The sequence below is a fragment of the Salinivibrio sp. MA351 genome (assembly GCF_001996065.1).
Lineage (GTDB): Bacteria > Pseudomonadota > Gammaproteobacteria > Enterobacterales > Vibrionaceae > Salinivibrio > Salinivibrio costicola.
Window position 1 is genome coordinate 1 of the sequence record NZ_MUFG01000004.1, and the last position, 13,577, is coordinate 13,577.

General features: G+C 50.3%; 17 protein-coding genes. 3 read left to right on the forward strand and 14 right to left on the reverse strand.

Annotation, left to right across the window (positions count from 1 at the left end; translation table 11 throughout):
* Window positions 1–136 precede the first annotated feature (136 nt).
* A complete protein-coding gene (locus BZG78_RS03665) occupies window positions 137–1,468 on the forward strand; it encodes an outer membrane protein transport protein (RefSeq protein ID WP_077660417.1) in 1,332 nt (443 codons plus the stop codon).
* A 110-nt stretch (window positions 1,469–1,578) separates the two neighbouring features.
* On the opposite strand, the gene BZG78_RS03670 is transcribed toward BZG78_RS03665, so the two are convergent.
* From BZG78_RS03670 to ccmA, 10 genes are all read right to left on the reverse strand, one after another.
* On the reverse strand, window positions 1,579–2,337 hold the full coding sequence (locus tag BZG78_RS03670; protein ID WP_077660418.1) for an MlaA family lipoprotein: 759 nt from the start codon (window positions 2,335–2,337) through the stop codon (window positions 1,579–1,581).
* 74 nt (window positions 2,338–2,411) lie between these two features.
* Window positions 2,412–3,623, reverse strand: coding sequence for a c-type cytochrome biogenesis protein CcmI (ccmI, locus tag BZG78_RS03675; RefSeq protein ID WP_077660419.1), 1,212 nt, complete (start codon window positions 3,621–3,623; stop codon window positions 2,412–2,414).
* On the reverse strand, window positions 3,620–4,165 hold the full coding sequence (locus tag BZG78_RS03680; RefSeq protein ID WP_077660420.1) for a cytochrome c-type biogenesis protein: 546 nt from the start codon (window positions 4,163–4,165) through the stop codon (window positions 3,620–3,622). Before BZG78_RS03680 ends, ccmI begins: the two co-directional genes overlap by 4 nt.
* Window positions 4,162–4,713, reverse strand: coding sequence for a DsbE family thiol:disulfide interchange protein (locus tag BZG78_RS03685; RefSeq protein ID WP_077460323.1), 552 nt, complete (start codon window positions 4,711–4,713; stop codon window positions 4,162–4,164). Before BZG78_RS03685 ends, BZG78_RS03680 begins: the two co-directional genes overlap by 4 nt.
* A complete protein-coding gene (locus tag BZG78_RS03690; protein WP_077660421.1) occupies window positions 4,710–6,683 on the reverse strand; it encodes a heme lyase CcmF/NrfE family subunit in 1,974 nt (657 codons plus the stop codon). Before BZG78_RS03690 ends, BZG78_RS03685 begins: the two co-directional genes overlap by 4 nt.
* On the reverse strand, window positions 6,680–7,165 hold the full coding sequence (gene ccmE / locus BZG78_RS03695) for a cytochrome c maturation protein CcmE (protein WP_021023089.1): 486 nt from the start codon (window positions 7,163–7,165) through the stop codon (window positions 6,680–6,682). Before ccmE ends, BZG78_RS03690 begins: the two co-directional genes overlap by 4 nt.
* The gene (gene ccmD / locus BZG78_RS03700) at window positions 7,162–7,368 is read right to left on the reverse strand and encodes a heme exporter protein CcmD (protein ID WP_021023088.1); all 207 of its coding nucleotides are present in this window, start codon (window positions 7,366–7,368) and stop codon (window positions 7,162–7,164) included. Before ccmD ends, ccmE begins: the two co-directional genes overlap by 4 nt.
* Complete coding sequence (locus tag BZG78_RS03705; RefSeq protein WP_077460321.1) at window positions 7,368–8,105, reverse strand: heme ABC transporter permease; 738 nt, start codon at window positions 8,103–8,105, stop codon at window positions 7,368–7,370. Before BZG78_RS03705 ends, ccmD begins: the two co-directional genes overlap by 1 nt.
* A 28-nt stretch (window positions 8,106–8,133) precedes the next feature.
* Entirely contained in the window at window positions 8,134–8,802 is a 669-nt protein-coding gene (gene ccmB / locus BZG78_RS03710) for a heme exporter protein CcmB (RefSeq protein ID WP_077660422.1), read from the reverse strand.
* A complete protein-coding gene (gene ccmA, locus BZG78_RS03715) occupies window positions 8,799–9,416 on the reverse strand; it encodes a cytochrome c biogenesis heme-transporting ATPase CcmA (RefSeq protein ID WP_077576587.1) in 618 nt (205 codons plus the stop codon). Before ccmA ends, ccmB begins: the two co-directional genes overlap by 4 nt.
* A gap of 121 nt (window positions 9,417–9,537) precedes the next feature.
* Between ccmA and BZG78_RS03720 the strand changes: the two genes are divergently transcribed.
* Window positions 9,538–10,341, forward strand: coding sequence for a hypothetical protein (locus tag BZG78_RS03720; RefSeq protein WP_077660423.1), 804 nt, complete (start codon window positions 9,538–9,540; stop codon window positions 10,339–10,341).
* Complete coding sequence (locus BZG78_RS03725; protein ID WP_242412980.1) at window positions 10,341–10,676, forward strand: EscU/YscU/HrcU family type III secretion system export apparatus switch protein; 336 nt, start codon at window positions 10,341–10,343, stop codon at window positions 10,674–10,676. The genes BZG78_RS03720 and BZG78_RS03725 overlap by 1 nt, the downstream gene beginning before the upstream one ends.
* Before the next feature lie 3 nt (window positions 10,677–10,679).
* On the opposite strand, the gene BZG78_RS03730 is transcribed toward BZG78_RS03725, so the two are convergent.
* From BZG78_RS03730 to BZG78_RS03745, 4 genes are read right to left on the reverse strand one after another with little or no spacing between them, the layout of a single operon-like run.
* Window positions 10,680–11,114, reverse strand: a complete 435-nt coding sequence (locus BZG78_RS03730) for a DUF2802 domain-containing protein (protein WP_021023082.1) — start codon at window positions 11,112–11,114, stop codon at window positions 10,680–10,682.
* A complete protein-coding gene (locus BZG78_RS03735) occupies window positions 11,114–11,602 on the reverse strand; it encodes a chemotaxis protein CheW (protein ID WP_021023081.1) in 489 nt (162 codons plus the stop codon). The genes BZG78_RS03730 and BZG78_RS03735 overlap by 1 nt, the downstream gene beginning before the upstream one ends.
* 34 nt (window positions 11,603–11,636) lie before the next feature.
* Complete coding sequence (locus BZG78_RS03740; protein ID WP_077660424.1) at window positions 11,637–12,800, reverse strand: chemotaxis protein CheW; 1,164 nt, start codon at window positions 12,798–12,800, stop codon at window positions 11,637–11,639.
* Window positions 12,787–13,569 carry a ParA family protein gene (locus tag BZG78_RS03745; protein ID WP_077460316.1) on the reverse strand — a complete coding sequence of 261 codons (783 nt, stop codon included), beginning with the start codon at window positions 13,567–13,569 and terminating at the stop codon, window positions 12,787–12,789. The genes BZG78_RS03740 and BZG78_RS03745 overlap by 14 nt, the downstream gene beginning before the upstream one ends.
* Between the last annotated feature and the right edge of the window lie 8 nt (window positions 13,570–13,577).

Below are 13,577 nucleotides of genomic sequence, written 5' to 3' on the forward strand. Positions count from 1 at the left end.
TTATTAGATTATTCAACTGAAAAATAAAAAGTTACAAATTATTATTTTATTTTAATCCATTTTGGCAGCGCTAAATTGATTTGCGCGCACGAGCTTTTACTCTAGGCCTCCCTTTAAACCGCGAACAAGTAAGCAGATGAAAAATAATAAGATCGTTTATCTCGCCGTTGCCACCGCACTCGGCTCGCTTTCCACCACCGCCCACAGCGCGGGTTTTCAGTTAGCAGAAACCTCAGCAACCGGCCTTGGCCGTGCCTTTGCCGGTGAAGCCGCAATGGCCGATAACGCCAGTGCGCAATTTCGCAACCCTGCCCTGCTCAGCTATTTGGCGGATACCCAGGTATCAGCGGGTGGCATCTACGTGAATCCCAATGTCGATATTGATGGCACGAATACAAACACTTCAGGCAAAAAGACGGCGACATCAACCGATGATGTCGCTCATGATGCCGTGATCCCTAACTTTTACTTTTCGCATCAACTCGACGACCGCTTGACCGCGGGCATCGCGCTGGCCACCAACTTTGGCATGGAAACCGATTTAGGCAACGACTTTACCGGCACCCAGTTTGGTAACGAAGCGGCGGTCACTACTTTTGAAATCAACCCAAACCTTGCCTGGAAGGCCACCGACCAGTTGCGTATTGGCGCCGGTATCCGTTATGTGCTGGGGGAAGGCAGTATTGGGGCGAAAAGCAGTGCAAAAGTAGGTAGTATCCCGAAAGGAACAACTTTAAAATATATGGAAGGCGATGATCGTGCCTGGGGCTGGCAATTGGGTGCCGTGTACGACATCAATGACAAGCACCGTGTCGGTTTTAATTACCGTTCCGAAGTGAACCTCACGCTGGATGGGCATGCCGAAGGGTTAACTTACAACAAGATAGCAATTCAAAAAGGTCAACTTACACCAAAAGACTATTTGAGTGGCAACCACTATTCAGGCAGCATGGATCTTACTCTCCCCGCCACCGCCGAGCTATCATCCCTGCATCAGCTGACTGAGCAGTGGGCGGTACACACCAGCCTTAATTGGACCGAGTGGAGCAGCTTTGACAAGTTAGAGGCAGATATTCCATCGCTGTCTAGTGACCCACAAATGGTCAAAGTCGAAAACTGGGAAGATAACTACCGCTTTGCAATCGGCACCACGTATCAGTGGGATCAACAGCTAACACTGCGCTCAGGCATTGCCTATGACACCTCGGCAGTCAGTGATCAAAACCGTACCTTGACCATCCCAGAAACCGATCGTACCTGGTTAAGCGTGGGTGCTGGCTATGAGATGACGCCACAGCTCACCCTAGACGCGGCCTTTACCTATGTCTTTGCCAAAGACGCCCCGGTAAAAGAGCCGCGTGACGGGATCACGTCGGATAAAGGTGGCTCTGATTTCGGCGGTGACTTTGAGGGTGAGACCACCGGTAATGTGTGGTTAGTCGGCGTGCAGGCCAGCTATCGTTTTTAAGTGCTAGACCAATAAACGCTCGCCAGTCGATGGGAGTGATTAAATAAAAACACCACGGTGTCGCCGTGGTGTTTTTTGATCACGCTTGTCCTCAACGAGTTCACGTTAACTTACGGTGCAGCGTCGATATCATCGATAAAGTCATCGAGAAACTCATCATTCAAGGCCGGTTGTTGCTCTAACGCCTCGTCCCCTTTGGCACGATAGCGACGATTTTGTAGATAAGCCTCACGCGCAAACGCATAAGGGTCTGGCGAGTTGTCCAGCTGTGATTCTTGCGATACCAAGGCCGCTCGTGATTCCATGCCATCAAACATCCACTTTAACGCCGACTGCGGCAAGGTCAGTAATGCCAGTGGCGGGTATAAACCATCGACCACTTCGCCGGCGCCTTCTCTGACCGACGTAGGACCATAACCCGGCAGCATAATATAGGCGCCCGTACCGACATCATAGTGCCCCATCGCATCGCCAAACTCACGTTGGTCGTATTGCTGAATATCAGCTGCAGAGGCGATATCAATTAAGCCACCCAAGCCAAACAAGGTGTTAATCCAAAAGCGATTAAAATGGGTGACCGCTTTTTCGCCCTCTAGCATCAGCACGCTATTTAAAAAACTGGCTGGCTCTTCTAGGTTACCCAAAAAATTGGAAATCCCGGTGCGCATTGGACTCGGTACATAATCGACGTAGGCGATCGAAACCGGACGCGCAACATAGGGATCAAGGTAATCGTAATTTACTGTCCACATCGCACGGTTAAATCCTTCTAATGGATCATCGGGGTGCGGCTCGGCACCCGGTGGGCGTGACGCACACCCTGCGACAAGACCTAACATAAGCGCCATTAAACACAGACGTTTCCACATCAAATGGGATTCCTCTATAAAATGAAAGGCTGGGAATGCCCAGCCTTGGTAACAATCTGTCTATTTTGTCTTGGTTACTGCTGTTTGTCGATAACCAGTTCAACCCCTTCGCTTAAGGCCACCGGATCACTGACACCTACCCAGTCGCCTTGCTTAGTCGCGACATTGCCATCTCGGTCAATACGCGCTTTGATCACCACGCTATCAAGCGAAGAAAGTGCCTGCACCGGGTTCAAACTGTCGCTATCAGCCAAGGCCAGTGAAACCGGAAACTTAGACAGTGGGAGACGCTTAGCGGCAATCGGCATCGCCGCCTCAGCCGATGCATGCGCGGAAATGATCAGCACGCCATCCTCGGGTAATTCAACCTGCTCCCCCAGTTTCACCGTGATCGCTATCTTGGCTCCTGCGGCACTGTTGAGAGCAAGCTGGGCACGGGCAATCGACTGATCAAGGGTTTGGTTACGCGGATTGTCTTTGCCAATCAAGGTTTTCATCGCATTCCAGGTCGCGATGGCATCTTGATAACGGCCTTGCTCGAACGCCTGGTAGGCCAGTAACGACATCGCCTGTAGATTAAAGGGATCGTCTTTCACTACAGATTTTAATAAATTCTGCGCCCGGGCACTGTCTGCCTCATCACCTGCAAACAGCAAGGCTTGCGCCAACCCCACTTGAATATCGGATTGCGAGGGTGCCAAGGCATAAGCTTTTTCCATCGCCCCTTTGGCGGTTTCGCCATCCCGATTGGCCAAGCCAATGCGTCCGAGCAACAACCAACCGGTGCTGTCTTGCGGCTCGTGCTGCAAGCGGGTCCGCAACGCCAAGGTAAGATCTTGCATCTCTTGCTGAGTTAATGGCTTCTCGCCCTCGAGTAACCGCTTTGATAGCTCGGGCAACTGTTTGGCGGTTTGCTGCCACTGCGCGACCTGATTCGCACTCCCTTCGATGCCATATAACCCAAAACTCACTATCGCAAGCACAATAAGCCCCGGCACCCATTGCATTGGCGTTAAGCGCAAATGACGAGCTTGCTTGGCTTTTTCTTTTTCAGGGATATCGTCCAACAAGGATTGTTGCAAATCCTGCGTTAAGTCCTGCTCATTATCAATCAGCCCTTCGGCACCCTCAGACTGGATTTCTTCAACCCGGTCATAATAAAAGGCTTTGTTAAGTGCATCCCGGCTGGCTTGATGGTCGTGTTCGCTTTTTTGCCAAAGGGGCCAGAGAAACATCACCGCGCCAAGTACAAAAAACACCAAGGTGGCGCCCCAAAACTCAATCATTTTGGCTCCTTTTTCTGTTCGGTTGATCCATGCTCAGCGGATACTTTAGGCTCTGCGTCGGTCGTTTTTTCTGAGGCTAAGGTCGCTTTCTCTGAAGCTAATAACGCATCAAGCCGTTGTTGTTCTTCATCACTGAACGCCTCATTCAGCGTGTGTTTGGCTCGGCGACTGCGCACAACCATCAACCCAAGCCCCGTGAACATGACCAGTGCAGGCGCAAGCCATAAAACTATGGTGGAGGCAGTCAATGGCGGATTATAGGTCACAAAATTGCCATAGCGTGCAATCATAAAGCTGCGAATTTCATCGTCAGTACGCCCTTGCTGCAGCATTTGATGGACTTTTTGCCGTAAGTCTTGCGCCAGTTCGGCATTGGAATCAGCAATGCTATTGTTCTGACACTTAGGACACCGTAACTCACTGGTGAGGGCGCGAAAACGCGCCTCTTGTTTGGCTGAATCAAACTGATAGACATCAATCGCATTGGCAAATGCTAAGGTCGCACCGGCCCACAATAGGACAATCATGATCACTTTTTTCACGATCCCTCCTCCTGCAATGCGTCAAATTTAGGCTTTAAGGTTTCTTGCCAATTACGTGCGTTAACATCCCCCACGTGCCGGTATTGAATGATGCCGTTGGCATCGATCAGAAAGGTTTCTGGCGCGCCATATACCCCTAAATCAAGCCCTAGCATGCCATCGCCATCGTATAGACTGATCTGGTAAGGATTGCCAAGATTATTCAACCATTTTACCGCTTTGCCGCGATCATCTTTGTAGTTGAGTCCAATGATTTTGACCCCTTGCGACGCCAGTTTATTGAGAAACTGATGCTCGGCATAACAGGTAGGACACCAAGTCGCCCATACGTTTAATAGTAAAGGCTCGCCATTAAAAATAGCCTGGTCATACACTTTGCCCGGCGTTTGCAAATCTTCGAGATGAAAAGCGGGCACCGGCTTGCCCACTAATACCGATTCAAGCTTGGTGGGATCGTCTCCTTGCGCATTTTTATCGAGCTGGGCGACAAAAAAACCAGCGAGAGCAACAAAGGCGAGCAATGGGAGAAACCACAGTAACTTCTTCATCCTTTCGCCTCCGATGTCGCAGTTGATGAGATCGATTTACGACGAAAGCGGTAGCGCTTATCACTGATCGCTAACGCGCCGCCGAGTGCCATCACGATGGCACCAAACCAGATCCAACGGACAAAAGGTTTGTAATAAAGCCGCATCGCCCAAGCGCCATCCGGCAATTCTTCACCCATAGCAATGTAGAGATCTCGGGTTAAACCGCGATCGATGGTTGCTTCTGTCATCATCGAACGCTGAACCGAATAAAAACGCTTTTCTGCTTCTAAATGATTGATAAAGCGCTCGCCATGGTACACATCAAAAGAGGCTACATAGCCTTGATAGTTCGGTCCTTGCTTTTCCGACAAGTCAGTAAAGTTAAAGGTATACCCTTGCAGCGTGACACTGCTTCCTGGCGCCATTTTAACGTCACGTTCAATATCATAATTTTCCACCATGGCCACACCGATGATGGTAATGGCTAAGCCAATGTGTCCCAACACCATCGCCCAATGACTGCGCCCTAACTTTTTGATCCCGACACGGAATGGATGCCGATGCGTGGCGCGTAAATGCAGCTCATAGCCATGCAAGAAGGTAATCCACAGCGCCATGGTGACTCCCATGGCCGCCATCGCTTTAAAGCTATCAGCCAATAAGGCAATGGACCCAATCCCCAAAGCGACCGCCGCGATCCCGCTTGCGAGCATGGGTTTGGCGAGGGTGGAAAGCTTATCGCGCTTCCAACGGATTAAGGGACCAATCCCTAAGAAAAAGGCAAAAGGCAGCATTAGCCATGCAAACAAAAAGTTAAAGAAAGGTTCGCCAATGGAGACCGATCCTAACCCAATTTGTTTGTGCACCAAGGGAAGCAAGGTGCCGATTAAGACTATCACCAACGCGGTCATCAACAAGGTATTGTTAACCAACAAAGCGTTCTCGCGTGAAATGAGCGACACCTTGGTGTTCCCTCGAATTTCTGAGGCGCGCAACGCATAGAGCAACAATGAACCACCAATCACCACCACCAAGAAGCCAAGAATAAATAGCCCTCGCGCCGGGTCGGACGCAAAAGAATGTACCGAGACCAAGACGCCTGAGCGCACTAGGAAAGTACCTAACAAGCTTAATGAGAATGCGGATATCGCCAATAATACGGTCCAGGCTTTAAAGGTGCCCCGTTTTTCGGTCACTGCCAGCGAGTGCATTAATGCCGTCCCAGCAAGCCACGGCATAAACGACGCGTTTTCGACCGGATCCCAGAACCACCAGCCTCCCCAGCCCAGTTCGTAATACGCCCACCAGGATCCGAGTGCGATCCCAAGGGTAAGAAATAGCCAAGCGGCCGTAGTCCAAGGTCGTGACCAACGCGCCCAGGCGGTATCTAAGCGACCGGCCAACAATGAGCCAATCGCAAAAGCAAACGCAACCGAGAAGCCCACATACCCCATATACAAAATCGGTGGGTGGACAATAAGTCCTGGGTCTTGCAGCAATGGGTTTAAATCACGCCCGTCGACAGGAAAGTAAGGTAAGGTGCGATCAAAGGGATTGGACGTTAGAATAATAAAGAGTAAAAAGCCAACCGAAATCATCCCCATGACGGCTAAAACGCGCGCGACAGAGGACAGCGGCATGCCGCGACTAAACACAGCCACCGCTACCGTCCACAGTGCTTGCACCAACACCCAAAGTAATAATGAGCCCTCGTGAGCGCCCCATACCGCAGTGAGGCGATAGTACCAAGGCAGTGCACTGTTGGAGTTACTGGCGACGTAAGCTACCGTAAAGTCATTGGTGTAAAAGGCCCAACTCAAGGCGATAAAAGAAAACAGCAACATGGCAAACATTCCCACAGACAGTGGCCGTGCCATTTTCATCATGCCTTCATGCCCTTTACTCGCCCCATAGAGGGGATAAAAACTTAAAAGTAGCGCCAGCCCCAGGGCGAGGATTAACGCATAATGCCCGAGCTCAACAATCATAACTGACTACCTTGTTTTTGCTCCTCGGTGTATTCAAGTGGCTGATGGTTTTTCTCCATCGCCTCCGCAATTTCTGGCGGCATATATTCTTCATCGTGCTTAGCCAGTACTTCACTCGCTTTCACCGTACGCGAATCAACAAGTACCCCTTGCGCGACAATGCCTTGTCCTTCTCGAAATAAGTCCGGCAAGATCCCCTCATAGGTCACAGTGACGGCAGGGCCTACATCGGCGACATCAAACTGAATTTGCAAAGACTCCTGATCGCGTTTCACCGAGCCTTCTACCACCATACCGCCGATACGAAGACGCTGACCGACTGTTGGCTTGGTCCCATCGGGTTTGCCTTGCACGATTTCAGTGGGGGTATAGAACAAGTCCATATTCTGATTCAAGGCGTAAACAACGAGCCCAATCGTGGTCGAGGCGCCAAGAACCAAAGCAAGGGTAATCCACAATCGTTTCTTACGTCGGGGCGTCATAAGGTGTTCTCCAGTGATTGAGCGTCTTTTATTCGCTGCTCTCGTGCGATTTGTTGTTTAACGGCTTGCAGGCGTTTGTTGTGAGTACGGTGATAACCGATAATCAGCGCAATCATCGCACCCGCGGTGATACCAAACGCACTCCACACATAGGCGGCATAGCCCCCCATGGATAAAAACGCACTGATACTATCAAAATGCATTAGTGGTCCTCCGCCAGCGCACGGACCCACGGTCGATGAGACTCGCGTAACAAAATTTGATTACGCAGCCCCATCAAGGTCAGGGCGATAAAAAAACAAGCGAAACCCAGCAGGCAAACCAATAGCGGCCATAGCATGCCAGGATCGATAGACGGCCGAGCGAACTTAGTGATGGTGGCGCCTTGATGTAAGGTGTTCCACCACTCTACCGAGAAGTGAATAATAGGAAGATTAATCACGCCGACCATGGCTAAAATACCGGCGGCTTGTGAGGCGGTACGCGCATCATCGAACGCGTTGTAAAGTGCCATCACACCGATATAAAGGAACAGCAAAATCAACTCAGACGTGAGTCGGGCATCCCAGACCCACCAGGCGCCCCACATCGGCTTACCCCAAATTGCGCCGGTCACCAACGCTATAAAGGTAAAAACGGCCCCAACAGGCGCAATGGCACCCACGGCCCAATCGGCCATTTTAATCTGCCAGACTCGACCGATAAAAGCGGCTATCGCCATCGACATATATGCACCCATCGACCAGATTGCGGCCGGCACGTGGATATAGATAATGCGAAAACTATCGCCTTGTTGATAATCTGCGGGCGCGAACGCCAGCCCCCATATATTTCCGATCATTAAGCTCAGCCCAGCCAGCACGGCAAACCAAGGGAGCAAAGTCCCACAGAGCCGATAACTCACTTCAGGTTTTGCGTAAGGGTGAAGCCACTTCCACATGACAATTGCTCTACTTCCTGATTAATAATTAATTCACGCTCACACGCAACGCGGCGGCGATAGCAAATGGCGCCAAGGTGACCGATCCCACCAACATGGCGCCAAGAATAGCCAGTTGCCCACTGATGTCTGCCCCTAATGCGGCCATATCAATCGCTGAGGTAGCAAAAATCAGTACAGGGATATAAAGAGGGAGGATCAATAGGCTCAACAAGACGCCGCCTTTACGTAACCCAACGGTTAGCGCCACGCCAATAGCGCCAACAAAACTCAGTGTTGGAGTCCCCAATAACAAGGTTAAGACCACCGCTTGGTAACTAGTGCTATCTAATGACAGCAACAACGCCAGTACCGGGCTCACAAGCAGCAAAGGCAACCCCGTTAACAACCAGTGTGCAATCACTTTGGCGATCACCAACACAGGTAAAGGGACAGGCATCAGCATCATCTGCTCTAATGAGCCGTCCAGATAATCGTCGCGAAAAAGCCGCTCTAAGGATAATAATGCAGAGAGCAAGGCCGCGACCCAGATCACACCAGGAGCAATTTTCTGCAGTAATTGCGGGCCAGGCCCTACCCCTAATGGAAATAAGGTAATCACGATAATGAAAAACCATAATGGATTGAGACTGTCAGCAGGCTGACGGAAGGCCACTTTTAGCTCTCGACAAATGGTCAACCACATGGCTTGGATCATTGGGCCCCCAAACGAATACGACGCAGCAAAGGATGGTCGACAAACATATCTTGATGCGTGGTGAACAATACAATACCACCTTGGTTGACATGCCGCTCGAACACAGCTTCAAGCACCTTCACGCCCTGTTTATCAATCGCAGTTAACGGCTCATCGAGAATCCACAATCGACGGTCGGTAAGCCACAAACGCGCCAATGCTACGCGTCGATTTTGACCCGCTGATAGTTGTCCTGCGGGAATATCTTCGCGCCCAGCCAGGCCGACTTTAGCCAAGGCTTGCCAAATCGCATCACTGTCATAGCGGCCATGCATTTGCATCGCATGAGAGAGATTCTCAAAGGCGGTTAGTTCGCGTTTCACCCCGGGGGTATGCCCTAGAAAGAGAAGGTTACGATAAAACACGTCGCGCTGTTGGGTAATCGTCTGCTGCTGCCAACAGACCTCTCCGCTATCCGCTAAGCCTAGACCCGCGATAATACGTAATAGCGTGGTTTTGCCTGCCCCGTTTGGTCCCTCAACTTGAACAAGATCACCCGGAGACAGAGAGAATGTCAGCGCATCAAACAACACTCGATCATCACGAACACAGCACAGCTGTTTCACTTCCAACATGACAAATGTTGCATCCTGCTTTGTGTTACAAAAGTGGACGCATAGTATCACAATGGTCAAAATGACTGTTAGTTACCATAGGGTTGCAAAGTGTGACTCGCGTAAATAATTGTGAGAAACCATGAAGATTGGGCCAACGAATCCACAACAATGGGTGGAAAAACCAGCAGCGCTTGCAAGACCAATGACAGGTCAGATAGACAGTCGTGCACTGACGCAGGCGCAATTTACGTTGCTAACCGGTCAGTCCCAGGCCTCCCTCTCCGGGGTGCTGGCTCAGTTACACCTATTGCCCGCGCTGACCGCCACTATCCAGCAACAGCCTGCCGCGACACAAACGCTGATGCAATCGTTGCTGTCATTGTGGACGTTACCGAGTCGCTCACACGACCTGAACCCGGAGAAAATCGCCGAATGGCTGTCACAACGCCCCGCAGATAAATTAATGGCGACGTTACTGCGCCAATGGCTGACACCACTATCTGAAGGCGACGGTATGAAGGGCGCATTGCGATTAATGGCCGAACAACGGGTCGCTGAATCGGTTCGCCCGGGCGAGTGGCAATGGGTGCTGCCCTTTTCCGACCCCCAACAACCCCCTATCCGGGTAAACGCGCGTCAATGCGGGGCTCAAGATTCATCGGAGTCGGCACCAAACCTAAGCTGGCAAATTCGACTTTATCTTCCCGTTGGCCGCCAATTTATTCGTGCGGATGTCGACGTCTCAGATGTCGAGAATAAAATAACGCTAACCGCCCCGACACACGCACTCCAGCAGCGAATTTATCAAACGGTTGATTGGCTTAATGATCGACTCGCTCAGCAAGCCATTGCGATGGATATCAATGTTAGTGATAAAGTAGAAACAGTCACACCGAATACAGACGAAGTGCCACCAGGGGCCGGCATTTCAGTGAGGGTATAATGATGAAAAGTGAGAAAGGTGACAAAGATAAGAAAGGTGAAAAAGGTGAGAAACGTGCCATCGCGCTTGGATATGATGGTTATAACGCTCCGACGGTTCAAGCCAAAGCGTCTAACCAACTCGCGCATGAACTCATTGAAGCACTTAATGAACAAGGCTGCCTAATTCACGAAGATGCTCACCTGCTCGCGTGGTTAGAAAAGCTTGAAAAGGAGGATGAAATCCCACCGATTCTTTACCAAGTGATAGCAGAGTTGATTGCTTATGCGTGGGTGTTGGAAGGAAAAACCCCACCAGGCTGGCACGAGCATAAGCCAATCAATACGCAGGTATAAAGACTAGCGTTGCTGATTGGCCGCTTGACGCTTACGTAAACTCAGTAAAAGCTCAGCCTCGGCTTTAGGGAGATCACATTCTTGCATCAGTTCATCCACATCGGCACCGAGGTCGACCATTTTGCTCGCACGGCTATATAAGCGGCTACCTGAATCGTGCATCTCCAGCTCGACGTGCTTTTCCAGTAGATCGTCGACATTGGCAGATAAATCCGCCAACTTTTTACCCATACCCATACTACCGGCACGCAATTCATTAAACTGCTTAGCAAGACTGTCATGGCGTTGACGCGCACTTTTTAGCACGGTTTCCATCGCCTGCAACTTGTTCTCTAGTCGCTCCCGAGCGCGCTTTTCCGCGCCCAAGCGCCACAAAGTGACGATGGCAAACACCACCGTCACCACAACCGGCAACCAAGTAAGCAGCAGCTCAACCATTACAGCATGGCCATTTCATTCCACTCTTCATCGGTCAATAACTTGTTGAGATCGACCAAGATAAGTAGTTCACCATTACGGTTGCTTACGCCTTGAATAAACTTGGCGCTTTCTTCTGTACCGACGCTCGGCGTGGTATCAATTTCTGATGTTTTCAGATATACCACTTCGGCCACGCTATCGACCATAATGCCAATGACTTGGGTTTCTGCTTCAATAACAATCACACGCGTATTGTCTGTGACCTCGGCAGAGGCTAAACCAAAGCGAGAGCGTGTGTCGATCACTGTCACGACGTTACCACGCAGATTAATGATACCCAATACATAGTCAGGGGCGCCAGGGACCGGTGCAATTTCGGTATACCGTAATACCTCACGCACCTGCATTACGTTGATGCCGTAGGTCTCTTCTTCAAGCTGAAAAGTAACCCACTGCAATACTTCGTCATTGACGCCTTCTTTTTGAATTTCAGCTACCTGAGACATTGATTTTCCTCTTTACGCGCTGTGTAACTAGTTATTACGCCATCGCTTTGGCGTCAATCCCCTGATTTAACATAGCAATAAATGCTGGGACATGGATCAAAGCACACATTTTCTCTTTTACCATGCCCGCTAGCCAAGGCCTTTTTCCGGCTTGTTTTCGCCAGCGAATGGCTTTTCCACTGAGAGCTTGTGTGCCTAGGAGTTGATCACACGCCAACCCCCACTTACTGTCCCCCAGTATCACAATATAATTATAGTCGTCCCTGTGCTGATTATCTGCCAGTTTTTCTGGCATCACCCAACGAGCAGTATCAACGACATCAAGCTGTTGCTGCTTCTCTGTCTGCAATCCTAGATACCAATCTGGTCGTCCGATCAAACGATTACAGTCTCCGAGTTGATGAATACCACCTAATTCTGCAAGTGGCACGGCATAGGTAACGCCCATACTCTCAAAAAATAATACCTGAAACTCCGCTTCAGTTTCAGCATTTTCCCACTGTGTGGGAGGAATCTCTTCACCGGCTTGTGTGTCAACCTCGACGTCAACGTCCGCCTGTTGTGCTTGCTCCGTCCTGAACGCCTCATCAACACGCACTTCTTCTTGGTCGGACGTAGATACCGTTGCTTCGGACTCGATGGAGACACCTTCGTCCGTCTCGGTCTCGGTCTCGGTCTCGGTCTCGGTCTCGGTCTCGAATGCAGTCTCTACCTCAGGCACAGACTCGTCTACCGTAATCGCGTCTTTTTCTTCTAGGCCCCAATCAGCCATGGTGTAAGTGTCTGCCACTGATTCAGACGCTTCTTCAACCAAGGGTTCTGTTGTTTCAGTCGCAGTGTCTTGGGCGCGCTCAGTTTCTGTTTGCGTTGAGGTTTCCGCTTGCGCGTCGACTTCAGCTTCTTCATCAATTCTAAGCTGAGCTAACAAACGCTCAACTTCTGCCAGATCGCGCTCTGGCTCGGCATAAGCAACCGGATCGGGCTTCAACGGTGCAGCACTAGGTTGTGGCTTGGGCTGCAAGCGTGGCTGTGTCGGATCATTATCCTCGATCAATGAGGCAGACGACACCCGCGTCACGCCCAAATCGGGTGTGACGGATTGGGAATCGCTTTCCGAGCTGTCACCTAAGTCATCCAGTAGGGCTTCAAAATAGTCATCGAGCGCCTGACCACTGGAGAGGGTGTTATGCTTGTTCATCCTGTTCCAGTCGCTCCAAATAGGTTAATAGCGTTTTGTAAGCAAAGACACCGCGGCAGTTTTTGGCATAGAAAGACGCTGGCATATGTTTGAGGCTCGCATCTCGAAACTTGGTATCAATAGGAACAGCTGACGCCCAAACTTGATCACTGTAGCGAATCTTTAACTCTTGCAATGTTTCTAACGAGGCGCGTGTTCGCTTGTCGTACATGGTAGGAATGATGGTGAGATTAAAGTTGGAGCTACGAGATTTTTGCATGATCTGTAACGTCCGCATCATTCGCTCCAGCCCTTTCATGGCCAAAAATTCAGTTTGTACAGGAATTAAAATTCGATGACTCGCCGCTAACGCATTAACCATCATCACACCTAGTATGGGCGGGCAATCAATTAATACATAGTCGTAGTCATCCGAGAGTGCGCTCAACGCCTTCTTTAGTACCAGCCCCATGCCACCACGGTTACCCATGACACGATCCAACGTTGCCAGTGACATATGAGCGGGAATCAAATCTATGTTTTCATACTGGGTCTTTAAAATAATCGGTTTGACCGTGTCTTTATTCACGGTCTGTAATTGGAATAAATCAAACAAACTTGCCGGAAGCTGCTCCGAATCAAAATTCAAATACGTCGATAGTGAGGCGTGCGGGTCGGTGTCCACCAGCAGGACACGTTTCTTACGCTCGCTAATCAATCCTGCTAATGTCACTGTGGTGGTTGTCTTACCAACACCGCCCTTTTGGTTGGCGATACTCCAGACTATCAAGCCCCACT

Bases quoted from the DNA above. Each gene is read 5' to 3' on its own strand.
- BZG78_RS03725 (WP_242412980.1), top strand. From the start codon at position 10,341: ATGATGAAAAGTGAGAAAGGTGACAAAGATAAGAAAGGTGAAAAAGGT.
- ccmB (WP_077660422.1), bottom strand. From the start codon at position 8,802: ATGATCCAAGCCATGTGGTTGACCATTTGTCGAGAGCTAAAAGTGGCC.
- BZG78_RS03665 (WP_077660417.1), top strand. From the start codon at position 137: ATGAAAAATAATAAGATCGTTTATCTCGCCGTTGCCACCGCACTCGGC.
- BZG78_RS03690 (WP_077660421.1), bottom strand. From the start codon at position 6,683: ATGATTGTTGAGCTCGGGCATTATGCGTTAATCCTCGCCCTGGGGCTG.
- ccmA (WP_077576587.1), bottom strand. From the start codon at position 9,416: ATGTTGGAAGTGAAACAGCTGTGCTGTGTTCGTGATGATCGAGTGTTG.
- BZG78_RS03735 (WP_021023081.1), bottom strand. From the start codon at position 11,602: ATGTCTCAGGTAGCTGAAATTCAAAAAGAAGGCGTCAATGACGAAGTA.
- BZG78_RS03720 (WP_077660423.1), top strand. From the start codon at position 9,538: ATGAAGATTGGGCCAACGAATCCACAACAATGGGTGGAAAAACCAGCA.
- BZG78_RS03705 (WP_077460321.1), bottom strand. From the start codon at position 8,105: ATGTGGAAGTGGCTTCACCCTTACGCAAAACCTGAAGTGAGTTATCGG.
- ccmI (WP_077660419.1), bottom strand. From the start codon at position 3,623: ATGATTGAGTTTTGGGGCGCCACCTTGGTGTTTTTTGTACTTGGCGCG.
- ccmD (WP_021023088.1), bottom strand. From the start codon at position 7,368: ATGCATTTTGATAGTATCAGTGCGTTTTTATCCATGGGGGGCTATGCC.
- BZG78_RS03730 (WP_021023082.1), bottom strand. From the start codon at position 11,114: ATGGTTGAGCTGCTGCTTACTTGGTTGCCGGTTGTGGTGACGGTGGTG.
- BZG78_RS03740 (WP_077660424.1), bottom strand. From the start codon at position 12,800: ATGAACAAGCATAACACCCTCTCCAGTGGTCAGGCGCTCGATGACTAT.
- BZG78_RS03670 (WP_077660418.1), bottom strand. From the start codon at position 2,337: ATGTGGAAACGTCTGTGTTTAATGGCGCTTATGTTAGGTCTTGTCGCA.
- BZG78_RS03685 (WP_077460323.1), bottom strand. From the start codon at position 4,713: ATGAAGAAGTTACTGTGGTTTCTCCCATTGCTCGCCTTTGTTGCTCTC.
- ccmE (WP_021023089.1), bottom strand. From the start codon at position 7,165: ATGACGCCCCGACGTAAGAAACGATTGTGGATTACCCTTGCTTTGGTT.